19 protein-coding genes and 1 pseudogene are annotated in these 22,893 nt (G+C 75.4%); 13 read left to right on the top strand and 7 right to left on the bottom strand.

Going from position 1 to position 22,893, the window contains the following annotated elements; genetic code table 11:
* Positions 1 to 56: 56 nt before the first annotated feature.
* From VM636_RS04955 to VM636_RS04945, 3 genes are all read right to left on the bottom strand, one after another.
* Positions 57 to 830, bottom strand: coding sequence for a hypothetical protein (locus VM636_RS04955; RefSeq protein WP_053913818.1), 774 nt, complete (start codon positions 828 to 830; stop codon positions 57 to 59).
* A gap of 222 nt (positions 831 to 1,052) precedes the next feature.
* A complete protein-coding gene (locus VM636_RS04950) occupies positions 1,053 to 1,790 on the bottom strand; it encodes a response regulator transcription factor (protein WP_030422910.1) in 738 nt (245 codons plus the stop codon).
* A gap of 2 nt (positions 1,791 to 1,792) precedes the next feature.
* Positions 1,793 to 2,746, bottom strand: a complete 954-nt coding sequence (locus tag VM636_RS04945) for a HAMP domain-containing sensor histidine kinase (protein ID WP_053913819.1) — start codon at positions 2,744 to 2,746, stop codon at positions 1,793 to 1,795.
* 377 nt (positions 2,747 to 3,123) lie between these two features.
* On the opposite strand from VM636_RS04945, the gene VM636_RS04940 reads away from it, so the two are divergent.
* From VM636_RS04940 to VM636_RS04925, 4 genes are all read left to right on the top strand, one after another.
* Positions 3,124 to 3,456 (top strand): TraR/DksA C4-type zinc finger protein, encoded by a 333-nt coding sequence (locus tag VM636_RS04940; RefSeq protein WP_030422908.1) that lies wholly within the window; start codon positions 3,124 to 3,126, stop codon positions 3,454 to 3,456.
* A gap of 46 nt (positions 3,457 to 3,502) precedes the next feature.
* Entirely contained in the window at positions 3,503 to 3,874 is a 372-nt protein-coding gene (locus VM636_RS04935; RefSeq protein ID WP_030422907.1) for a TraR/DksA C4-type zinc finger protein, read from the top strand.
* Positions 3,871 to 4,695, top strand: a complete 825-nt coding sequence (locus tag VM636_RS04930; RefSeq protein WP_030422906.1) for a rod shape-determining protein — start codon at positions 3,871 to 3,873, stop codon at positions 4,693 to 4,695. The genes VM636_RS04935 and VM636_RS04930 overlap by 4 nt, the downstream gene beginning before the upstream one ends.
* A 155-nt stretch (positions 4,696 to 4,850) precedes the next feature.
* Positions 4,851 to 5,483, top strand: coding sequence for a hypothetical protein (locus tag VM636_RS04925; protein WP_053913820.1), 633 nt, complete (start codon positions 4,851 to 4,853; stop codon positions 5,481 to 5,483).
* 196 nt (positions 5,484 to 5,679) lie between these two features.
* Here the strand turns inward: VM636_RS04925 and VM636_RS04920 are convergent, their stop codons facing one another.
* Together VM636_RS04920 and VM636_RS04915 are read right to left on the bottom strand one after the other, a co-directional pair.
* Positions 5,680 to 6,468 (bottom strand): hypothetical protein, encoded by a 789-nt coding sequence (locus VM636_RS04920; protein ID WP_030422904.1) that lies wholly within the window; start codon positions 6,466 to 6,468, stop codon positions 5,680 to 5,682.
* A 152-nt stretch (positions 6,469 to 6,620) separates the two neighbouring features.
* Positions 6,621 to 8,324: a PucR family transcriptional regulator ligand-binding domain-containing protein gene (locus VM636_RS04915; RefSeq protein WP_030422903.1), complete on the bottom strand. Its 1,704-nt coding sequence runs from the start codon at positions 8,322 to 8,324 to the stop codon at positions 6,621 to 6,623.
* A 358-nt stretch (positions 8,325 to 8,682) separates the two neighbouring features.
* On the opposite strand from VM636_RS04915, the gene VM636_RS04910 reads away from it, so the two are divergent.
* From VM636_RS04910 to VM636_RS04890, 5 genes are all read left to right on the top strand, one after another.
* Complete coding sequence (locus tag VM636_RS04910) at positions 8,683 to 9,573, top strand: FAD binding domain-containing protein (RefSeq protein WP_053913821.1); 891 nt, start codon at positions 8,683 to 8,685, stop codon at positions 9,571 to 9,573.
* On the top strand, positions 9,573 to 10,160 hold the full coding sequence (locus VM636_RS04905) for a (2Fe-2S)-binding protein (protein WP_030422901.1): 588 nt from the start codon (positions 9,573 to 9,575) through the stop codon (positions 10,158 to 10,160). Before VM636_RS04910 ends, VM636_RS04905 begins: the two co-directional genes overlap by 1 nt.
* A gap of 1 nt (position 10,161) precedes the next feature.
* Positions 10,162 to 12,546 (top strand): xanthine dehydrogenase subunit D, encoded by a 2,385-nt coding sequence (pucD, locus tag VM636_RS04900; RefSeq protein ID WP_030422900.1) that lies wholly within the window; start codon positions 10,162 to 10,164, stop codon positions 12,544 to 12,546.
* A 195-nt stretch (positions 12,547 to 12,741) separates the two neighbouring features.
* Positions 12,742 to 14,199: an NCS2 family permease gene (locus tag VM636_RS04895; protein ID WP_053913822.1), complete on the top strand. Its 1,458-nt coding sequence runs from the start codon at positions 12,742 to 12,744 to the stop codon at positions 14,197 to 14,199.
* Positions 14,200 to 14,426: 227 nt separating this feature from the next.
* Positions 14,427 to 15,584, top strand: coding sequence for an XdhC/CoxI family protein (locus VM636_RS04890; RefSeq protein ID WP_338483535.1), 1,158 nt, complete (start codon positions 14,427 to 14,429; stop codon positions 15,582 to 15,584).
* Between the two features lie 177 nt (positions 15,585 to 15,761).
* Here VM636_RS04890 and VM636_RS04885 read toward each other — a convergent pair whose 3' ends face one another.
* On the bottom strand, positions 15,762 to 16,202 hold the full coding sequence (locus tag VM636_RS04885; RefSeq protein WP_053913824.1) for an SRPBCC family protein: 441 nt from the start codon (positions 16,200 to 16,202) through the stop codon (positions 15,762 to 15,764).
* A 73-nt stretch (positions 16,203 to 16,275) separates the two neighbouring features.
* Positions 16,276 to 17,088 carry a polysaccharide deacetylase family protein gene (locus VM636_RS04880; RefSeq protein ID WP_051821559.1) on the bottom strand — a complete coding sequence of 271 codons (813 nt, stop codon included), beginning with the start codon at positions 17,086 to 17,088 and terminating at the stop codon, positions 16,276 to 16,278.
* 538 nt (positions 17,089 to 17,626) lie between these two features.
* Here VM636_RS04880 and VM636_RS04875 point away from each other — a divergent pair.
* From VM636_RS04875 to VM636_RS04860, 4 genes and pseudogenes are all read left to right on the top strand, one after another.
* Complete coding sequence (locus tag VM636_RS04875; RefSeq protein ID WP_078856297.1) at positions 17,627 to 18,616, top strand: NAD-dependent epimerase/dehydratase family protein; 990 nt, start codon at positions 17,627 to 17,629, stop codon at positions 18,614 to 18,616.
* A gap of 993 nt (positions 18,617 to 19,609) precedes the next feature.
* Complete coding sequence (locus VM636_RS04870; RefSeq protein WP_030423250.1) at positions 19,610 to 21,244, top strand: carbamoyltransferase C-terminal domain-containing protein; 1,635 nt, start codon at positions 19,610 to 19,612, stop codon at positions 21,242 to 21,244.
* Positions 21,241 to 22,275, top strand: a complete 1,035-nt coding sequence (locus tag VM636_RS04865) for a glycosyltransferase (protein ID WP_030423249.1) — start codon at positions 21,241 to 21,243, stop codon at positions 22,273 to 22,275. The genes VM636_RS04870 and VM636_RS04865 overlap by 4 nt, the downstream gene beginning before the upstream one ends.
* Positions 22,272 to 22,781, top strand: a pseudogene (locus VM636_RS04860) (HAD family hydrolase); the annotation flags it as partial. The gene VM636_RS04865 and the pseudogene VM636_RS04860, both read left to right, overlap by 4 nt.
* Positions 22,782 to 22,893: the final 112 nt, after the last annotated feature.

Raw genomic sequence — 22,893 nt, 5'->3', positions numbered from 1 at the left:
CGCCACGGCGGCGGCCTGCGCGGCCGCGGCGGAGTTGGGGGTAGGGACGGGTTCTCTCAGGTGCCGGAGGGGGCGGGAGGCGCGCGCCCGCGGTCGTGGGCGGACCGGCCGGGGGAGACCGGGACGGGCACCGGGGCGGCCGAACCGCGGCCGTGCACGGCGCGGGTGGCGCTGCCCGGGTGGCGGGCGACGGTCGCGTGGTGCTCGGGCGGGGCCGGGCGCTCCACGAGCTGGTCGTGGCGGGGCCGGGCCTGGGCACCGCAGGTGGCGGTGCAGCCGTCGTCGGGGTGGTAGCCGCTGTCCGGGCGCGGCACGGCGGTCGACGAGTGCGCGGGCAGCGGCCCGCCGGGGGCGACGCGCGCACCGGCCTGGGGCCACGAGGGAAGCAGGGTCAGCAGGACGGCGAGCAGCGTGCCGACGGCGGCCGATGGCGCCGCGGCCACGGCGAGCCCCCGGCCGCGCCGCCGCGCGCGCCCGGCCGCCGGGCGACGGCCCGGTACGGGTACGCGGGCGGCGGCGGTGCGGGCGCCGAGGCCGGTGTGGCCGGCCCGAACCCGGATCGGGTGACGGGTGGGGGCGCCTGACATGCCGGGCAGGTGAAGGGCGCGGGGGGCGCCGAGAGCGCCGGGCGCGCCGGCACCGTCCTGGGTGCCGGTGCCGGTGCCGGTGCCGGTGCCGGTGGCGGTGGCGGTGGTGGTGTCCCGGACGGGCGGTGTGCCGGTCTCGCCGGGCCGCCGTCCCGGGTCCGGTGGGCGGGCGGGCACCCCGCCGTGCCGCGGGCCCGGCAGGCCGGCGTACGCCAGGGGCCGGCCGACCGCGGCTTGGGGCACGGCCCCCGCCGCGCCCCGCTCCGGCCCGCCGGGGGCCGGAGGGAGCAGGACGCGCGCACCCGTCGCCGAGGGCCCCGGGCGTGCCGGGAGCGGGACCCTGGGTACGGGGCGCATGGTGCGTCCCCCTTCGTGGTGGGTGCGCGGACGGGTGGCGGACGGAGACCCGGGGCGCCGGCCGGGGAGTGGACGACCAGGGCCCCGGGCGCTTCGGGGCGGGTGGGGTCAGGGCTCGATCAGACCGGCCCGGATGGCGTAGCGGGTCAGCTCCAGCCGGTCCCGCAGCCCCAGCTTCTGCAGCAGGTTGGCGCGGTGCCGCTGGACGGTCTTGATGCTGATGAAGAGGATCTCCGCGATCTCCTTCGAGGAGTGGCCCTCCGCGACGAGCTTCAGGACTTCCTCCTCGCGGGGCGTCAGGATGTGGTCGGCGGTCTCCTCACCGTGGCGCACCCGGTCCAGGTAGTTGCGGATGAGCGCGGTGACCGCACCAGGGTAGAGGAAGGGTTCGTCGCGCATGGCGGCCCGGCAGGCGGCCACCAGGTCCCGGTCGGCCACCGATTTCAGGACGTATCCGCACGCGCCCGACTTCAGTGCCTGGAAGAGGTACTGCTCGTTGTCGTGCATCGTCAGCATCAGGATGCGCAGGTCCGGTTTGAGCGCGGACAGCTCCCGCGCCGCCTGCAGCCCCGTCAGCCGGGGCATGGCGATGTCCAGGACGGCGAGGTCCACGGTGTGGGCGCGCGCCATCTCGATGGCCTCCGCGCCGTCCCCGGCCTCGGCGACCACTTCGAGGTCCGGCTCACGGTCGAGGATGAGGCGCACGCCGCGGCGCACCAGCGCGTGGTCGTCGGCGAGCAGGATCCGGATGGGGGCCGGACCGGCCTCGGGCGGACCGGACGCGGACGCCTCGCAGGAGCCGGGCGGACCGGACGGGGACGGCTCGGACAGGGACGGGTCGGGCATGGTCAGGGCTGCTTCCTCGGTACGGGTGCGATGAGCCGGACCCGGGTGCCGGCGCCGGGTGCCGAAAGGATGTCGAGGGAGGCCCCGATGAGCAGGGCCCGCTCCCGCATGCCGCGGATGCCGGCGCCCTCGCACGCCACCTCGATGCCGCGGCCGTCGTCGGCGATGGACAGCTCCACCCCGCCCTCGGCACGGGTGAGGCTCACCTCCAGCCGTTCGGCGTCCGCGTGACGTGCGGCGTTGGTCAGGCCCTCCTGGGCCACACGGTAGAGGACCAGTTCGGTCTCGTGGTCCAGCGCGGGCAGGTCGGAGGCGAAGCGGCGGACCACCCGCAGCCCCGTGTGCGTGGCGAAGTCGTGCGTCAGCGAGGTCAGGGCGCTGATCAGACCGAGGTCGTCCAGCACCCCCGGACGCAGCCGGCGCACCAGGCGGCGGACGTCGTCCAGACTCTCCCGGGTGATCTCCTGCGCTTGGTGCAGTTCCCCCCGCAGCGGCTCCTCGGCGTCGTCCGCGGAGCGCCCCAGCACCAGCAGGATCGCGGTCATGCTCTGCCCGACCTCGTCGTGCAGCTCCTGCGCGATGCGGCGCCGCTCGGCCTCCTGCGCCAGCAGCACCCGGGCGCTGCTCGTGGCCCGCTCGTGCTCCAGCCGGTCCAGCATGGCGTTGAAGGTACGGATCAGCTCCGGCACCTCGCCGCCGCCCGCGACCGGCAGCCGCTGTCCCGGACGCAGCAGGTCGACCGTGGTCATCAGCTTCGTCAGCCGGTCCAGCGGGGACAGGCCCCAGCGCAGCAGGGCCGCGTTGGCCACCAGCATGATCCCCATGCCGACCACCAGGATCACGGCCTCGGTCAGCACCACCGGGACGGAGACGGTCACCGGCGCCCACAGCAGCAGCGCCGTGGCCGAGCCGAGCACCACCGCGTTGAGACCGAAGATCCGCCAGAACAGGGACACCGGGGGTACGCCTCCTTCCACGACCTGGTACGCCTCCACTGTCGGTCATCGCGCACCCCGGCGGGGAGCTGCGGTCCTCGATCACGACCGAGCCGACGACCACCCTGCATGTCCCCCCGCGCGAGGTCGATGGGGCACGGCCCCCATTTCGGGGGCGCCGCATACCCATACCACCTCGCCCTCCCGGGCGCAGTGGATGCTCCAGCCCCGCACAAATGGGGCCTGCGCCCGATGGGAATCCGCGCGGCCGGCGTCCATGGTTGAGGATGACCGGTCCTTATCGGCTCCGGCACCCCGACGCGTCCCCGGGCCCCCTCCCAGGAGCCCGGGGCCTGACGCGTACCCACTTTCCGTTTCTCCTGAGAGAAGGACTCACCGTGTCGCTCGACGCCTCCCGCATCGAACCCCGCCCCGAGCGGCTGACCGCCCACGAGGCCCGCCAGCGCCTCGAACACGCGCGGAACACCCGCATGACCCAGCTCCAGGCGCTGGGCGAGAACTCCGGCGCCCTGTCGGTGGACGACCAGCTCATGTCCGCCCAGCGGGACGCCATCCAGCGGGTGCTCAAGGAGATCGAGGAGGCGTTCGCGCGGGTGGAGGACGGCACCTACGGCACCTGTCTCGGCTGCGGCAAGCCGGTCCCGGGCGAGCGCCTGGAGATCCTGCCGTACACCCGGTACTGCGTCGGCTGCCAGCGCCGCGCCACCTGAGCGCGCTCCGTCCCGCCTTCCTCTCCCGCCCTGCCCAAGGGGTGACGTGGTGAACAACCAGACCATCGGCGACCGCGACACACACCTGTCGCCCGAGGACCTCGCCGCACTCCAGGAGAACCTGCACGAACAGCGGCTGTTCCGCCAGGAGCAACTGCGCCAGATCGCGAGCCTGCCGACCCGGGCCGACGAACTGATCCAGCGGCGCTCCGCCGCGCAGACCGAGGTCCGGGTCACACTCGCGGCCTCCGCGCGCATGGTCCTCGCCGACGTGGAAGCGGCCCTCGTCCGCCTGGCCGAGGGCCGCTACGGCACCTGCCACCTGTGCCGGCGCCCCATCGACCGCGACCGCCTGGCCATCGTGCCGCAGGCCCGCTACTGCGCCCGCTGCCAGCAGGTGCGGGAGGCCGGCCGATGACCGTGACCCGCGGGCCCCGCTCCGGCCGCGCCCGGCCCCGGCGCTGGCCCCTGCACCGCGCGTACACCGGTGTCGCCCTCGACATGGGCAGCGCCCGCACCCGCGCCTGGGTGGCCGGCCGCGGCATGATCCTCGACGTGCCGACGGTGACCTTCCCGGGCGCCGGGGCGGTCTACCCCATCCAGCGCGGCTCCATCGTCGACACCCAGGGCACCGCCCGCATGCTCGACCGGCTCCTCGGCCACCGCCTGCCCCGCTTCAGCCGGCCCCTGATCGTGGTGACCGCGCCCGTCCTGGACGGGTACGCCTACCGCACCGAGGCCCGTACGGCGGTGGAGGTGCTGCGCCCGCGCAGCGTGCTGACCGTGCCCAGCGCCCGCGCCGTCGCCCTCGCGGCGGGCGCGGACCTGTCCCGGCCCCTGCTCGTGGTCGACATCGGCGCCCACCTGAGCGAGGTGGTGCTGCTGGTGGACGGCGCCGTGTTCGACGCCCGCCGCACCGCGCTCGGCACCGGCGACCTCGACGACGCGACCACGGCCGCGCGGATCGCCGAGGCCGTCGTCGAGATGGTCACCTCGATGCTGCGCCAGGACGGCACCTCGCTCACCCTGGACGCGCTCGGCCGCGGTCCGCTGCTGGCCGGCGGGGGAGCGCTGCGGCCCGAGATCACCTGCCACCTCACCGACGGGCTGCACGCCCCGTTGCGCGCCGTGCCCGCGCCGCACACCGCCGCGGTGCGCGGGGCCGCCAAGCTCCTGGAGGCCGTGCACACCCGCGCCCTCCCCGCGGACCCGGACCCGCCGGACCCCGCCCGCCGCTGACCCGGCCCGCCCGGTACGGCACCGGCCGCCCGGCCCGCCGGACCGGCCCCCTACCGCCCCCGTCCCCCCGCTCCGCCGCCGGCGCCCCCCTGGTCACCGGCGGCGGAGCACCAGCCCCCGACCCTCCGGCTGCCCCGACCGAGAAGGAGGCGCACGTGGCCGGCGACACCCCGCACGCACCGCCGCCCCCCGGCCGCCGGGGAGCCCGCCCGCACCCCCTGCTGTGGCGCTGGCGGCGCAACCCCCTGCGCCGGCCCAGCGACCGGCTCCAGGCGTGGATCGCCCTCGGTCTCGCGCTGGCCGTGCTGGTGGTGGCGCCGTACGCCGGCCTCGCCGCCGGCGACGCCGCCCACCGGCACTACCGCGGCACCGCCGAGCGGCAGGAGCGGTCCCGCGCCCACGTGCCCGCGGTCCTCGTCCACGACGCGCCGAGCCACCCCGAGCCCGGCTCGCCCGAGGCGCGCGAGAGCCGCTATCCGGTGACCGTCCGCTTCACCGGCCCCGACGGCGTGCCCCGCACCGGCACCGCCCAGGTGGAGCCGGGGCTCACCGCCGGGAACACCGTCCACGTCTGGACCGACCGGAGCGGCGGCGTCACCGAACCGCCGCTGGACGCCGGTCAGATCCGCAGCCGCGCCATGGGCTGGGGGATCCTGGCCCTCCTGGCCGTCGTGCTCACCGGCCTCGCCGCGTACGGGATCACCGGGCGGACGCTGCACCGGCGCAACCTGACCGGCTGGGACACCGACTGGGCCTCCACCGAACCCCGCTGGAGCCGCTCCCCCTGACGAGCACCCCGGCCCCTCCGCGGCAAGCGCGGGCTGTGCCGGGTGTGCCGGCCGCGTGCCGGGTGCGGCCTCCGCGGGGTCGCGACCCGGGCCGTGCCCGCGTGCCGTGTGCCCCCGCTCGGGGGCGACCCGGGCCGTGCCCGCGTGCCGGGCATCGCTTCGGGGACGTGAGCCGGGCCGCGGCACCCGGCGTGGGTCACGCCGTCGCCGCGCCCGCGGCCGGCGGGGCGAGGTGGCGGGCCAGCCACGTCGGGACCCCGCCGAGCAGCCGGAACAGCCGGCGCGCCTCCTCCCGCAGCCGTGACGCCTCCGGCTCGGTCTCCGCGTCCGCGAGCGACACCAGCGCGGGCGCCGTGCCGACCAGGTATCCCAGTTCCTCGCGCAGCCGCAGCGACTCGGCGAAGCCGTGCCGGGCCTCGGCCAGTTCGCCCTCCCGCAGCGCCAGCCCGGCCAGGTGCCGCCAGGTGAAGGACTGCAGCAGCGGATCGCCCTGGGAGAGCGCCGCCGCGTGCGCCCGCCGGTACGCGGCCCGCGCCGCCTGCGGGGAACGCGTGACGTTCTCGGCGAGCAGCCCCCGCCGGAAGTCCAGCACCGCCCGCTCCCGCGCGCCCGGCGCGATCAGCGCCGCCGCCCGGCCCAGCGCGGCCCGCGCCTCGTCGGCCCGGTCCCGTACGCCGTGCACGGTGGCGGCGTAGGCAAGTTGCCCGCGTTCGCAGGCGGCGGCGCCGCGCTCGTCGTCGGTGTCGGCCAGCGCCTCGGCGGCGCGCAGCGCCTCCTCGGCCTCGGCCCAGCCCTGCTCGGTGTAGAGGCACCGCTCCACCAGGAGCGCGGTCCGCTGCAGCGCGGCGGCGGCGGTCGCGGGCCGCAGCAGTTCGGCGGCGTCGGCCCAGCAGGCGCGCGAGCGCAGCCGCCATACCGCGGTCTGGAGCGGATCGTCCCCACCGGTCGTTCCCGAACCAGCACCAGCCATGGCGGAATGCGCCACATCGCCCTCCCAAGCACGCCGTCGAGCCGTCGAGTGGTGGCGGCATCTCAGCATGGATCACCGGGCCCGGCCAAGAGGATGGGTGAAAAATTTCACAAAGTCGTGGGACTTCAGGCCACCCCCGGCGACGGCGAAACGGGCCGCCGCGCGGCTCAGCTCATCCGCAGCGCCAGGAAGAAGTCCAGTTTGTCCTCCAGGCGCGCGAGGTCACGGCCCGTCAACTGCTCGATCCGCCCGACGCGGTAGCGCAACGTGTTGACGTGCAGGTGGAGCCGGGCGGCGCACCGGGTCCAGGAGCCGTCGCAGTCGAGGAACGCCTCCAGGGTCGGGATCAGTTCCGCGCGGTGGCGCCGGTCGTAGTCGCGCAGCGGGTCCAGCAGCCGCGCGGTGAAGGCCCGCCGCACGTCGTCGGGGACGAAGGGGAGCAGCAGTACGTGCGAAGCCAGCTCCTGGTGGCCCGCCGCGCAGACCCGGCCCGGCCGGGCCGCGGCGACCCGGCGGGCGTGCCGGGCCTCCTCCAGGGCGCCGCGCAGCCCCTCCGCCGAGTGCACCGCCGCGCTGACGCCGAGGGTGACCCGCCCGTCGTCGCCGAGCCCGGCCGTGAGCGGTTCGCGGACGGACTCCAGCAGGGCGTCGGCCTGGACGCCGGTCGCGGAGCCGTCGTGCCCGGAGCCGACCGAGGGCAGCGGCACGAGGGCGACGGCCTCCTCGCCGGCGTGGGCCACCGCGATCCGGTCCCCGTGGCCGGGCCCCGCCGGGACGCCGGCGCGGGGCCGCCCGGCCGGCGCCGGGTCGACGAGGATCTCCTCCAGCAGCCGCTGCGCGGCCCGGCCCGGCTCGTCCCGCCCGCCGTCCGCCCACTCGACGCGGGCCACCACCACCTGCCAGTGCGGGGCCGCGCCCAGGCCGGGCAGCAGCACCGGCGCCGCGACCCGGAGCCGGGCGGCGATCTCGGCGGGCGGGGCGCCGGACTGCACCAGCTCCAGCACCTCCTGGGCGAGCCGGCGCCGCACGGTGCGGGCGGCGTCGCGCCGGTCCCGGTCGACGGCGATGAGCTGCGTGACGCCGTACAGCAGGTCGAGCCGTTCCCCGGGCCAGTCCCCGGCGTCCGCCTCCACGGCCAGCAGCCACTCGCTGAGCGCGGTCTCGCCCGCGTCCCGCCCGGTGCGCGGCGCCCGGCCGCCGCCGCGCACCGGGAAGAGGCTGTACGCCGTCGTGCCCACGGTCACCCGGTGCGGCGCCGGACGTCCGGCGCGGGAGGCGGCGAGGTGTTCGGCGGCGAGCCGCGTACGGACCTCGGCGGGCAGCGCGGGCCCCGCCGACCTGGCCCCGGCCACCAGGCGGCCGGTGGGGGAGAGGACCCAGGCCCGCAGGTCCAGGTCGGAGCCGAGCAGGTCGAGGACGACGTCGGGGCCGCCGCCCGCCGGTCCCGAGGTCATCATCCGGCGGTGCCGGTCGACCACGGCCGCCAGGTCCCCGGCGCGTTCCCCGGAGACCTGGCGCACCACGTGCTCGGTCACCGTGGCGAAGGCCACCGACTCGTTCACCGCGAACAGCGGCAGCCGGTGCCGTGCGCAGGCCACCACCAGGTCCTCCGGCACCTCGCCCAGTTCGGCCTCGCCGGCGGCGAGCGCGGCCACCCCCGACCGCACCAGGATGCGGACGAACGATTCGGAGTCGGCGGGGCCGCTGCGCCAGGCCAGCCCGGTGAGGACCAGCTCCCCGCCGTTCAGGTAGCGGCTGGGGTCCCGCAGGTCGGTGGTCATCACGCCCCGTACGGAACGCTCCAGCTCGCCCTCGCCGCCGAGCAGCCTGAGGCCCAGCGCATCGGTGTCCAGCAGTGCGCGCAGCCGCATTCTCGTCGCCGCCGTTCTGTGTCTCGAAATACCGTGTGATCGTGGAGGTCCGGTGCGGGAGCCCGTCCGGGGCCGGCGGACGGCACGCGCCCGCGGAGGGGCCGCGTTCCAGGTCACGCGGCCGGAACGCCCGTTTCCAGAGGAAGACGCGGAGGGAACCCCTGCCCTCCTTTCATACGAATCTACAAGATGTGCGCCCTGGCCAGCCAACTCCTTCATGGTTTCCGCGACTGACCCGGTTGGTGCACCGGGCGGTGTACTTGGCCCACTTCGTGAGAAGAGCACAGGAACGAGCCCTGCCCGCCGCACCCGGATTGGCTCGATCCGTACGCCCACGAGACGAAGAAGAGAGCCGGTCATGGACTTCCTTCGCCCCGCTACCTGGGAGGAGGCGCTCGCCGCCAAGGCGGAGCACCCCGACGCCGTCCCCCTCGCGGGCGGCACCGACGTGATGGTCGAGATCAACTTCGACCACCGCCGTCCCGCGTACCTCATGGACCTCACCCGCATCGGCGACCTCGCCGCCTGGGAGACCGGCGCGGACTCCGTCCGCCTCGGCGCCGGCGTGCCCTACACCCGCATCATGGAGAACCTGCGCACCGAACTCCCCGGGCTCGCCCTCGCCGCCCACACCGTCGCCTCCCCGCAGATCCGCAACCGCGGCGGCGTCGGCGGCAACCTCGGCACCGCCTCCCCGGCCGGCGACGCCCACCCCGCCCTCCTCGCCGCGGGCGGCGAGGTTGAGGCCGAGTCGGTGCGCGGGGTGCGCCGCATCCCCATCGACGCCTTCTACACCGGGGTGAAACGCAACGCGCTCGCCCCCGACGAACTGATCCGCGCCGTCCACGTCAAGAAGGCCACCGGACCCCAGCAGTTCTCCAAGGTCGGCACCCGCAACGCCATGGTCATCGCCGTCTGCGCCTTCGGCCTGGCCCTGCACCCCGACAGCCGCACCGTCCGCACCGGCATCGGCTCGGCGGCCCCCACCCCGATCCGGGCCCACACCGCCGAGGAGTTCCTCGGGGCGGCCCTCGACGAGGGCCGCCTCTGGGAGGGCGGACAGGACCTCCCGCCGTCCCTGGCCGCCGAGTTCGCCCGGCTGTGCGCCGGCGCCTGCCACCCGATCGACGACGTGCGGGGCACCGCGCGCTACCGCCGGCACGCCGTCGGCGTCATGGCCCGCCGGACGCTCACCTGGGTCTGGGACTCCTACCGCGGCGAGTGCCGCACCACGAAGGGAGCGGCGTGATGCGCGTCCACCTCACCGTCAACGGGCGCCCGTACGAGGCCGACGACGTGTGGGAGGGCGAGTCCCTCCTGTACGTGCTGCGCGAACGGCTCGGCCTGCCCGGCTCCAAGAACGCCTGCGAACAGGGCGAGTGCGGCTCCTGCACCGTCCGCCTGGACGGCGTCCCGGTCTGCTCCTGCCTGGTCGCCGCCGGCCAGGCCGAGGGCCGCGAGGTCGTCACCGTCGAGGGCCTGGCCGACCACGCCGCCCGCCGCGCGGCCGGACCGGGCGCCCGACCCGGCAACGCCCCGGGCACCCCGCCCGAGGAGGCCCGGCGATGGCAGCCGGGCGGCCCCGACTCCCGTACCGGCGAGGGCACCGGACTCGCCCCGATCCAGCAGGCGTTCATCGACGCCGGCGCCGTCCAGTGCGGCTTCTGCACCCCGGGACTGCTGGTCGCCGCCGACGAGATGCTGGAACGCAACCCCAGCCCCGGCGACGCCGACATCCGCGAGGCGCTCTCCGGCAACCTCTGCCGCTGCACCGGCTACGAGAAGATCATGGACGCGGTCCGCCTCGCGGCCGCCCGGCAGTCCGAGGGGGCCTGACATGACCGCCGACGGGGTACCCACCACCCTCACCCAGGGCACGCGCACCAAGGGCGGCATCGGCGAGTCCACGCTCCGCCCGGACGGCATCCTCAAGGTCACCGGGGAGTTCGCCTACTCCTCCGACATGTGGCACGAGGACATGCTGTGGGGCCAGATCCTGCGCTCCACCGTCGCCCACGCCGAGATCGTCTCCATCGACACCTCCGCCGCGCTCGCCCTGCCCGGCGTCCACGCCGTCCTCACCCACGACGACCTGCCGACCGACGTGCGCTCCTACGGACTGGAGATCCGCGACACCCCGGTCCTCGCCCACGGCAAGGTCCGCCACCACGGCGAACCCGTCGCCGTCGTCGCCGCCGACCACCCCGAGACCGCCCGCCGCGCCGCCGCCCTCATCGCCGTCGAGTACGCCGAACTGCCCCTCGTCACCGACGAGTCCTCCGCCACCGCACCCGGCGCCGTCCTCGTCCACGAGAACCGCGACGACCACCACGCCGGCCACGTCCCGCACCCCAACATCGTCCACCGCCAGCCCATCGTGCGCGGCGACGCCGACGCCGCCGCCCGCCGGGCCGACGTGATCGTGCGCGGCGAGTACCACTTCGGCATGCAGGACCAGGCCTTCCTCGGCCCCGAGTCCGGCCTCGCCGTCCCCGCCGACGACGGCGGCGTCGACCTGTACGTCGCCACCCAGTGGCTCCACTCCGACCTGCGCCAGATCGCGCCCGTCCTCGGCCTGCCCGAGGACAAGGTCCGCATGACCCTCTCCGGGGTCGGCGGCGCCTTCGGCGGACGCGAGGACCTGTCGATGCAGATCCACGCCTGCCTCCTCGCCCTGCGCACCGGAAAACCCGTCAAGATCGTCTACAACCGGTTCGAGTCCTTCTTCGGCCACGTCCACCGCCACCCCGCCCGCCTCACCTACGAGCACGGCGCCACCAAGGACGGCAGACTCACCCACATGCGGTGCCGCATCGTCCTGGACGGCGGCGCCTACGCCTCCGCCTCCCCGGCCGTCGTCGGCAACGCCGCCTCCCTCTCCGCCGGCCCCTACGTCATCGACGACGTCGACATCGAGGCCCTCGCCCTCTACACCAACAACCCGCCCTGCGGCGCCATGCGCGGCTTCGGTGCCGTCCAGGCGTGCTTCGCCTACGAGGCCCAGATGGACAAGCTCGCCGACCGGCTCGGCATGGACCCGGTCGAGTTCCGCCGGCTCAACGCCATGGAGGAGGGCACCCTCCTGCCGACCGGGCAGCGCGTCGACTCCCCGGCACCCGTCGCCGAACTGCTGCGCCGGGTCAAGGCGAGGCCGATGCCCCCCGAGCGCCAGTGGGAGTCCAGCGAGGGCGCCGACGTACGGCAGTTGCCCGGCGGCCTGTCCAACACCAGCCACGGCGAGGGCGTGGTGCGCGGGGTCGGCTACGCGGTCGGCATCAAGAACGTCGGCTTCTCCGAGGGCTTCGACGACTACTCGACCGCCCGGGTCCGCCTGGAGAGCGTCGGCGGCGAGGCCGTCGCCACCGTCCACACCGCCATGGCGGAGGTCGGCCAGGGCGGCGTCACCGTCCACGCCCAGATCGCCCGCACCGAACTCGGCGTCGCCCAGGTCACCCTGCACCCCGCCGACACCCGCGTCGGCAGCGCCGGCTCCACCTCGGCCTCCCGGCAGACGTACGTCACCGGCGGCGCCGTCCGCCACGCCTGCGCCCTCGTCCGGGAGAGGGTGCTGGAGCGGGGACGCCGTAAATTCGGCGCGGGGCACCCGGCCTGGGCCACCGCCGAACTCGTCCTGGAGGACGGCAAGGTCGCCACCGAGGGCGGCGAAGTCCTCGCCGCCCTCACGGACGTGCTCGGCGACGAGGCCGTCGAGGTCGAGGAGGAGTGGCGGCACCGCCCCACCGAACCCTTCGACCTGCGCACCGGCCAGGGCAACGGCCACGTCCAGTACTCCTTCGCCGCCCACCGCGCCGTCGTCGAGGTCGACACCGAACTCGGCCTGGTCAAGGTCATCGAACTGGCCTGCGCCCAGGACGTCGGCAAGGCCCTCAACCCGCTCTCCGTCGTCGGCCAGATCCAGGGCGGCACCACCCAGGGCCTCGGCATCGCCGTCATGGAGGAGATCGTCGTCGACCCGGCGACCGCCAAGGTCCGCAACCCCTCCTTCACCGACTACCTGATCCCGACCATCCTCGACACCCCGACCATCCCGGTCGACGTGCTCGAACTCGCCGACGAGCACGCCCCGTACGGGCTGCGCGGCATCGGCGAGGCCCCCACGCTGTCCTCGACACCGGCGGTCCTCGCGGCCATCCGCGACGCCACCGGACTGGTCCTCGACCGCACGCCGGTCCGCCCGGAGCACCTGACCGGAACGGCGTGAGACGCCCTCCGGACGGCGGGAGCGGCCCACCCGGCGCCCCGCCCGCCGCCCGGAGCGCACCACGGCGACCGCACCGCTCGCGGTCCCCCGCACCCCTCGTCTCGGGCCGTCCCCCGGGTCGTGCACATCCCTTCGCCCCCGCGCGCGCCGACGCGGCGCCCGCGGGTGCCCTCGTGACCCTTGGGAGACGGCACCATGACCCAGCAGTCGACGGGGCCACGGACCACCGCCGAGGACGCGGGCGCGGGCTCCCGCGTCCCGGCCGGACGGTCCTGGCTCGACCGGTACTTCCACCTCTCCGACCGGGGGAGCACCCTCGCGCGCGAAGTGCGCGGCGGCGTCACCACCTTCATGGCGATGGCGTACATCCTCCTGCTCAACCCCGTGATCCTCTCCGGCGCCGACGCCGCAGGGGACCGCCTCGACAGCCGCGCGCTGATCACGGCCACCGCGTTCGCCGCGGCCCTGACCACCCTGCTCATGGGCGTCGTCGGCAAGGTGCCCCTCGCCCTGGCCGCCGGACTCTCCGTCTCCGGCGTCCTCGCCTCCCAGGTCGCCCCGCAGATGACCTGGCCGCAGGCGATGGGCATGTGCGTCGTCTACGGCGTCGTGATCATGCTGCTCGTGGTCACCGGCCTCCGCGAGATGATCATGAACGCGATCCCGGTCGCCCTGAAACACGCCATCACCATGGGCATCGGCATGTTCATCGCCCTCATCGGCCTCTACAAATCCGGCTTCGTGCACCAGGGCGAGGCCACCCCGCTCACCCTCGGCCCCGCCGGACAACTCGCCGGCTGGCCGGTGCTGCTCTTCGCGGGCACCCTCCTGCTGATCGTCATGCTCCAGGCGCGGCGGGTCCCCGGCGCCCTCCTCATCGGCATCGTCGCCGGCACGGCCGCCGCCGCGCTGCTCCACGCCGCCGGGGTCGTCGACCCCCGCCAGTGGGCCGGCGGCGCCCCCGCGCTGCGCGGCTCGGCGCTCTCCCTGCCCGACTTCTCGCTCTTCGGCCGGGTCGAGTTCGGCGGCTGGGGCGAGGTCGGTGTGATGACCGTCGGCCTGATCGTCTTCACCCTCGTCCTCGCCGGCTTCTTCGACGCGATGGCCACCATCATCGGCGTCGGCACCGAGGCCGGACTCGCCGACCGCGAGGGCCGGATGCCGGGACTGTCCAAGGCCCTGTTCATCGACGGCGCCGGCGGCGCGGTCGGCGGACTCGCCGGCGGCTCCGGCCAGACCGTCTTCGTCGAGTCCGCGACCGGCGTCGGCGAGGGCGCCCGCACCGGCCTCGCCTCCGTGGTCACCGGTGTCCTCTTCGCCGCCTGCCTGTTCTTCACCCCGCTCACCGCGATCGTGCCCCAGGAGGTCGCGTCCGCGGCCCTCGTGGTGATCGGCGCCATGATGCTGCGGAACGCCCGGCACGTCGACTGGGCCGACACCGGCACCGCCGTGCCGGTCTTCCTCACCGTGGCCCTCATGCCGTTCACGTACACCATCACCACCGGGGTCGCCGCCGGTGTCGTGTCCCACGTCGCCATCCGCACCGCCCAGGGCCGGGCCCGGCAGGTCGGCGTGTTCCTGTGGGTGCTGACCGCCGTCTTCCTCGTCTACTTCGCCCTCGGCCCGATCGAGAGCGGGCTGGGCGTGCGTTAGCGGGGACGGGCGGCGCGGCGCGGCCGGGGGTGCGCGGTGCCGCCCCCGTGGAGCGAGTGCCGGGGGCGCGTGTGCCGCCCGGTGTGAGCGTGCCGGGCGTGCGTGTGCCGCCCGGCCCGGAGAGCCTGCGGGGCGTGCACGTGGCGCCCGGTCCGGAGAGCCTGCGGGGCGTGCACGTGGCGCCCGTGCGGGAACCCTTTTCCCATCACCGCCGTAAGGAGCGACAGATGCTGGACATCGCCGAAGAGCTGCACCGGTGGGTCGAGCAGGGCCGCGACGCCGCCGTGGCCACCGTGGCCGCCGTCTCGGGCAGCGCCCCGCGCCGCCCCGGCGCCGCCCTCGCCGTGGACGCCGACGGCACCGCCATCGGCTCGGTCTCCGGCGGCTGCGTCGAGGGCGCCGTCTACGAACTGTGCCGCCAGGCCCTCGACGACGGCGCGACCGTCCTGGAACGCTTCGGCTACAGCGACGAGGACGCCTTCGCCACCGGCCTGACCTGCGGCGGCGTCATCGACGTCCTCGTCACCCCGCTCCGGGCCGCCGACCCGGCCCGCCCCGTCCTCGCCGCCGCCCTGGCCGCCGCGGCGCGCGGGGAGGCCGCGGCGGTGGCCCGCGTCGTCACCGGACCCGCGGAACTGAGGGGGCGCGCGCTGCTCGTGGACGCCGCCGGCGCCCGCAGGGGCGGTTTCGGCGCCCACCCCGCACTGGACGCCACCGTCGCCGCGGAGGCCGCCGCCTTCCTCGCCGCCGGCCGTACCGGCATGCTGGAGATCGGTGAGCGGGGCTCACGCTGCGGGGCGCCGCTCACCCTCCTCGTGGAGTCCTCGGTGCCCCCGCCCCGCATGATCGTCTTCGGCGCGGTCGACTTCGCCCAGGCCCTCGCCCGCGTCGGCCGCTTCCTCGGCTACCACGTCACCGTGTGCGACGCCCGCCCCGTCTTCGCCACGCGCGAGCGCTTCCCCGAGGCCGACGAGATCGTCGTGGAGTGGCCCCACACCTACCTGCGCCGTACGCGGGTCGACCGGCGCACGGTGCTGTGCGTGCTCACGCACGACGCCAAGTTCGACGTCCCCCTGCTCACCCTCGCCCTGCGCCTCCCGGTCGCCTACGTCGGCGCGATGGGCTCCCGCCGGACCCACCTGGACCGCACCGCCCGGCTGCGCGAGGCCGGCCTCACCGACCGGGAACTGGACCGCCTCAGGTCCCCCATCGGCCTCGACCTCGGCGCCCGGACCCCCGAGGAGACGGCCCTGTCCATCGCCGCGGAGATCGTCGCCGCCCGGCACGGCGGCAGCGGGGCCGCGCTGACCGGCACGGGCGTCCCCATCCACCGCGACGGACCGGAGCCGGCCGGGATGGCGGGGGCGGCGGGCCGACCGGGGTGACGTCCGCGTGGGCGGAGCCGGCGGGCCGGTACGGGGTGAGGGCCGGTCGGCCGGCCGGCGTGCGGGCGGGCCTGAGGGGACGAGCCAGAGGGGCGGGCTTGAGGGGGCGGGCCGATCGTCAGCGGGGGTGGGCGGGCGTCAGGGGGTGCCGGAGGAGGTCAGGGGGCGCGGAGGGCGTCACGGGGTGCGGAGGAGGTGGTTGACGGCCCGGCCGAAGACGTGGCGTCCGGCGGCGCGCAGGGCCCCGTCGGCCGCCGGGGGCAGGAGGCGCACGCCCAGTTCCTCGGTCCACACCACGCGGGACCGGCCGCCGGGGCCCGGACGGACCTCGATCTCGGCCCATCCCCGGACCACCCGTCCCCGTTTCTCCAGCCGGCACCGTCCGCCCCCGCCGTCGCCCGGCGGTTCCCAGACGGTCACCTCCATCCGGTCGTCGAAACCGAACGGCCCGATCCCGGTACGCGCCACCACGACCGTCCCCCGGCCGGTGGGTGGCGGCGTGACCTCGTCGACCCGGGTCAGCGGCACGGTGTCGCCGTGGCGCCGCCAGCGGGTGAGCCGTCGCCACGCCTCGGCCGGGGGGAGCGGCGCCGTGCGTTCGATACGGAAGGTGACCACGCCCCGATCGTAGGGAACCGGTGCAGCACCCTGCCGCCCCCGCCCCGCCGGGCGCGGCCCCCGCGCGCGGTGTTCAGCGGTAGACCTCGCCCGGCTCGGCGGCGCCCGGCGCCAGCAACTGGGGCACGGTCACGAAGACGTAGCCGCGTTCCTTGAGCGCGTCGATGATCCCCGGCACGGCGGGCACGGTGCCGTCGTAGATGTCGTGCAGCAGGATGATCCCGTCGCGGGCCACCTGGTCCAGGACGCGTCGGGTGATCAGGTCGGAGTCGGTCGTCTTGTAGTCCTTGGCGGTCACGCTCCAGAGGACCTCCGCGAGGCCCAGTTCCCGGCAGATGTCGTGCACCGTGTCGTCGGTACGGCCCTGCGGCGGGCGCATCAGCGTCGGGCGGGTGCCGGTCAGGCGCTCTATCTCCTCGTTGGGCCGGGTCAGCTCCGCGCGTATCTCCTCCGGCGCGAGGTCCGTGAGGATCCTGTGCGTCCACGTGTGGCTGGCCACCTCGTGGCCCTCGTCGGCCATCCGCTTGACCAGCTCGGGGTACGTGTCGATGTGGCGTTTGCCGAGCAGGAAGAACGTCGCGGGCACCTGCTTCTCGCGGAGGATGTCCAGCAGCCGGGGGGAGTTCTCGCTGGGCCCGGCGTCGAAGGTCAGCGCCACGCACCGCGCCTTGCGGCAGTCGACGGTCCCGAAGCCGTGCCCCGAGGGACCGCCGCCGGCGGCACCTGCCTCGGCGCCCGCGGCCCGCACGGTACTGGGGGACGTGGTCTCCAGCCGTGTGCAGCCGGTCAGCGCCGGGAGCAGCGCCAATGCCGCTGCCAGCGCGAAAGCCGCGCTGCCACGCAACCCCGTACCCAGTGTGATCGTCTTCCTGCTCAGCGAAGGCATGCGGTGACTATACATACAGTGTATAGCGGCTTCGCGGGCGCCTCTCGAATGCCAGTTCGGGGATAGTGGGGGCCGTCTCCGGTTACTCAGCCGACACGCACCCGACGGCGAGAACAAGGAGGACGCCGTGAGCGAGAACCCCGTGAGCGAGAACCTCGTGAACGGACCGGCCGCGGGCCTGCGGGCCGGCAGCGGACCCCCGGAGACAGCACGGGCCGGGGGTGCGCGGGCCGGTGACGCTCGGGCCGGGGGAGGGGCGGTGGGGAGTGCGCGGGCCGGGGCTGGGGCGGCCGGGGCCCTGAGGGCCGGCGGAGGGGTGGCCGGAGAAGGGCGGGGCGGGGACCCGCGGGGCGGGGACGGGCGGGGCGAGGGCGAACGGGGCGGGTACGTGCCGGACCGGGGCTCGCGGTCATGGGGCGACGGCGCGCGGGACCGGGGCTCGCAACTCCGGGGTGGAGAGGGCCCGGACGGGTGGGGCGGAGGCTGGTGGGCGGGGGGCGGGCAGTCCAGGGAGGGGTGGCCGGGGCCCGAGAGCGCCGTGGGCTTGTTCGGGGGAGTGAACGGCGGTGGGAGGGCCTGGCGCCGGGCCCTGGTCACCGGCGGAGCCGGTTTCGTGGGCTCGCGGCTGTGCCGCCGGCTCCTCGACGCGGGGACCGACGTCGTCTGCCTGGACAACCTGGCCACCGGCGACCGCGCCAACATCGCCGCCCTCGAACCCGTCCGCGGCTTCCGTTTCATCCCGGCCGACGCCACCGACCCGGCCGCCCTGCGCCGGCTCTCCGGACGCTTCGACCTCGTCCTGCACTTCGCCTGCCCGGCGTCGCCCGCGGACTACCTCCGGCTGCCGCTGGAGACCCTCGACGTCGGCAGCACCGGCACCCGCAACGTCCTGGAACGCGCCCGCGCCGACGGTGCCCGCTGCGTCCTCGCCTCCACCTCCGAGGTCTACGGCGACCCCCTGGAGCACCCCCAGCGGGAGAGCTACTGGGGCAACGTCAACCCCGTCGGCCCGCGCAGCGTCTACGACGAGTCCAAGCGCTTCGCCGAGGCACTGGTCACCGCCGACCGCCAGGTGAACGGCACCGACACCGCCATCGTCCGCATCTTCAACACCTACGGCCCCCGCATGCGCACCGGCGACGGCCGCGCCGTCCCCACCTTCATCGCCCAGGCCCTCGACGGCATGCCGCTCACCGTGGCGGGTGACGGGAGCCAGACCCGCTCCCTGTGCTACGTCGACGACACGGTCGACGGCGTCCTCGCCCTCGCCGCCTCGGGCGAGCCGGGGCCGGTGAACATCGGCGGCGCGGACGAGATCACGGTGCTCGAACTGGCCCGGCACATCGTCGAACTGACCGGCTCCGCCTCCCGGATCACGTTCGTCGAGCGCCCCGTCGACGACCCCTGCCGACGCCGGCCCGACACGACGCTGGCCCGGGAGTTGCTGGGATGGGAGCCCAGGGTGCCCTGGCGGGAAGGACTGGAGCGCACGGTGGAGTGGTTCGCGAGGGAGGTCGCGGTCGCGTGACGGGCGGATGGTGGAGCGTGGGGGCTGGGGCGGGGCGGGGCGGGGTTTCGGGCGGGGCGGTGTTTCGGGCTGGCGGAGTGTGAACTCAGCCCCTGCTGTGAATCGGTGACGGAGTATTCACACTGAAAACACCCTGCCTCGCGGCTTGTTGTGTAACTGAGGTGATTGTGAACCCGCCGCTTCGCGTGAACTGAAGTGTCTGTGAACCTGTCGCTGCATGTGAACTCTGCCAGGTCTGCACGGCTGTGAACCCTCCGCGCTATGTGAACTGCTTCAGGCGTGCGCCGCCCGGTGTGAACCGGTCGCTTCGTGTGAACTCCTCGGGTTCGGTGCCGTCTGTGAATCGACCGGGTCGCTGTGAACTGCCGCGGCGGCGAGGCGTCGTACTCGGGTGACGTCACCCCGTCCCGCCGGGTGGCCCGCGCGCGGGGCCGGCGCGCGCGTCCTGTGAACTCCCCGGGGCGTGTGAACCGGCGGCACGGCGTTCACAAGCGGCCTACCGCGACCCCGCACCTTCTGTGAACCCGCAGCGGCCTCGTGAACCCCCAGCTCCTGTGAACCCGCGCGCCCGTGGGCCTCCGCCCCTCCCTGTGAACCCGCAGCCGCCGCTGTGAACTCGGGCCTCCTGTGAACTCACGCACGGCGCGTCCGTCTGCATCCCCGGCCACCCGCTGCGTCACCCGTGAACATCCACGGTCCATGCTGCCCAACGCCCTTGCCGTCCCACCCCGAACCCCTACGCACGGTCACAAGTCCTCTCATGTCCGGAACCAGGCTGGCTCCAAGTGTTTGAACCAGCCGCCCGTCGGCACCCGTCTCCCCGAGTCACCTGAAGCACTCGAACCGCATGAAGAACTCGAACCGCCTGAACCGCTCGAACGGCTTGAACCGCTGGCGGTACCCGCCCCCCACTCGCAGCGCCCGAACCCCCGCAGTACCAGCAGCAGCACCCGAACACCCGCAGGACCACGAACCGCCCGGGACGGAGCCTCCATGCGCATCCTTGGGATCAACGCCCTGTTCCACGACCCGGCCGCCGCGCTCGTCGTCGACGGACGAACCGTGGCGGCAGCCGAGGAAGAGCGTTTCAGCCGGCGCAAGCACGGCAAGCGCCCCGTGCCCTTCTCCGCGTGGGAGATGCCGGAGCTGTCGGCCCGGTGGTGCCTGGAGCACGCCGGGGTACGGCCCGGCGAACTGGACGCCGTCGCCTACTCCTTCGACCCGCGGCTCGCCCGGCCCGCCGAGGCCATGGGGCTGGACGACCCCTGGGACCCGCTGCGGCTGGAGTACGCCCGCCGCGCGCCCGAGTTCCTCGCCGAGGCACTGCCCGGACTCGACCCCGGCCAGGTCGTCTTCGTCCCGCACCATGTGGCGCACGCCGCCTCCGCCGGACCGGCCTCGCCCCATCCCGACAACGACGTCCTCGTCCTGGACGGCCGCGGCGAATGCGCCTCCCACCTCGCGGGCCGCTACCGCGACGGCAAACTCGACACCCTCGCCACGCAGGCGCTGCCGCACTCCCTCGGCCTGGTCTACGAGGAACTCACCGAACACCTCGGCTTCCTGCGCAGCAGCGACGAGTACAAGGTGATGGCCCTCGCCTCCTACGGCACCCCTCGCTTCCTGGACCGGGTGCGCGAGCACGTGCACGCCACCGGCGACGGAGGGTTCCGCGCCCACGGCGTCGACTGGGCCGCCCTCGCCCCGCCCCGCGCCCCCGGCGAGGACTGGACCCGCGACCACGCCGACCTGGCCGCCAGCACCCAGGCCGCCCTGGAGGAACTCCTCCTCGACCTCACGCACTGGCTGCACCGCGAGGCCGGCGGCGACGCCCTCACCATGGCCGGCGGCGTCGCCCTCAACTGCGTCGCCAACTCGGCGATCGCCGCCCGCGGCCCCTACCGGCACGTGTGGGTGCAGCCCGCCGCCGGCGACGCCGGCACCGCCCTCGGCGGCGCCCTGCACCTCGCCGCCGACGAGGCCGTCCCCGCCCCCATGCCCGGCGCCGACCTCGGGCGCGGCTGGAGCGACGACGAGATCCGCGCCCGGCTGGAGACGGCCGCCGTCCCCTACGAGGAACCGGACGACATCGCCGAGACGGTCGCCGAGGAACTCGCGCGGGACGGCGTCGTGGCCTGGTTCCAGGGGCGGAGCGAGTTCGGGCCGCGGGCGCTCGGCCACCGTTCCCTGCTGGCCCACCCGGGCCGGGCGGAGAACCTGGAACGCCTCAACCACGTCAAGGGACGCGAGGAGTTCCGGCCCGTCGCGCCCATGGTGCTCGCCGACCGCGCCGCCGACGTCTTCGCCGGTCCGGTGCCCAGCCCGTACATGCTCTTCGTGCACGAGGTGGCGGCCGCTTGGCGCGACCGCATCCCGGCCGTCGTGCACGTCGACGGCACCGCCCGCATCCAGACCGTGGCGGAACGCCGCGAACCGCTCGTCGCCCGCATGCTGCGCGGCTTCGAACGGCGCACCGGACTGCCCGTGGTGGTCAACACCAGCCTCAACACCGCCGGCCGGCCCGTGGTCGACAACCCGCGCGACGCGCTGGAGTGCTTCGGGTCCGCGCCCGTGGACCTGCTGGCGATCGGGCCGTTCGCGGTGCGCAGGGGGAGGGCGTTCGGATGACCGACCGCGCCCTGACCGATCCCGCCCTGACCGGGTACGCCGTGGTGATCCCCACCCTCGTACGGGACACGCTGGCCGACTGCCTGGCCGCGCTGGCCGCCTCGACCGGACCGGGACCGGACGAGATCGTGCTCGTCGACGACCGCCCCGGCCCCCACGAGGACCCCGCCGCGCTGGAGCACCCGATGAGTGTCCTCGGCGACCTGCGCGAGCGCACCGTGGTGCTGCGCAGCGGGGGCCGGGGGCCCGCCGCCGCCCGCAACACCGGGATGCGCGCGGTGATCGCGCCGTGGACCGCCTTCCTGGACGACGACGTGCAGGTCGGGCCGCACTGGCGCGCCCAGTTGGTGCAGGACCTCGCCGAGGTGGCCCCCGACACGGGCGCCGTCCAGGGCGTGATCGCCGTGCCGCTGCCCGGCGAGCGCCGGCCCACCGACTGGGAACGCGGCACCGCGGGCCTCGCGCGGGCCCGCTGGATCACCGCCGACATGGCCTACCGCACCGACGTCCTCAAACAGGTCGGCGGCTTCGACGAGCGGTTCACCCGGGCCTACCGGGAGGACGCCGACCTCGCGCTGCGCGTGCTCGACCAGGGCTGGCGCATCCGCCGTGGCCGGCGCACCACCCGGCACCCGGTCCGGCCCGCCTCCCGCTGGGTCTCCCTGCGGCAGCAGCGCGGCAACGCCGACGACGCCCTCATGCGGCGCCTGCACGGTCCCGACTGGTGGGCCAAGGCGGTCGCGCCCCGGGGCCGTATCCGCCGCCACGCCGCCGTCACCGCGGCGGGCCTCGCCGCGCTCGTGCTGGCCGCGGCCGGCCGGCCCCGGGCCGCGGCGGTCGCCGGGCTCGGCTGGGCGGCGGGCACCGGCGAGTTCGCCTGGGCCCGCATCGCGCCCGGACCGCGGAACCGGGAGGAGGTCGCCGCCATGGTCGTCACCAGCGTGCTCATCCCGCCGGCCGCCACCTGGCACCGGCTGAGCGGGCTGTGGCGGTACCGCGCCGCCCCGGCCTGGCGGGAGGTGGCCGCATGAGCCCCCTCAAGGCGGTGCTCTTCGACCGCGACGGCACCCTCGTCCACGACGTCCCCTACAACGGCGACCCGGACCGGGTGCGGCCCGTCGACGGCGCCCGCGAGGCGGTCGCGCTGCTGCGCGCGCACGGCATCCGCACCGGCGTGGTCACCAACCAGTCCGGCATCGCGCGCGGACTGGTCACCGACGCCGGGGTCCGGCACGTCAACCGTCGCGTCGACGACCTCCTCGGCCCCTTCGACGTGTGGGCCGTCTGCCCGCACGGCCCCGACGACGGCTGCCACTGCCGCAAGCCCCGGCCCGGCCTGGTGCTGTGGGCGGCGGGGCGGATCTGCGTCCACCCGGCCGACTGTGTGGTCATCGGCGACATCGGCGCCGACATCGAGGCGGCGGAACGGGCCGGCGCACGGGGCGTCCTCGTCCCGAACGACCGGACCCGTCCGGCGGAGACGTCGGCCGCGGACCACGTCGCCCCGGACCTGCCGACCGCCGTACGCGCCCTCCTCACCGCCGACACGCCGGGGCAGCCCGACACGCCGAGGCGCCCCGACCCCGGCACGCCGACGGCGCCCGACACGCGCGAGGTGCCCCGCTTCCGTCTGACCGCCGACACGCCGG

The sequence above is a fragment of the Streptomyces sp. SCSIO 75703 genome (assembly GCF_036607905.1).
Taxonomy (GTDB): Bacteria; Actinomycetota; Actinomycetes; order Streptomycetales; family Streptomycetaceae; genus Streptomyces.
Note: the sequence above shows the minus strand (reverse complement) of the source record. Positions and strands in the feature narration are given on the sequence as shown.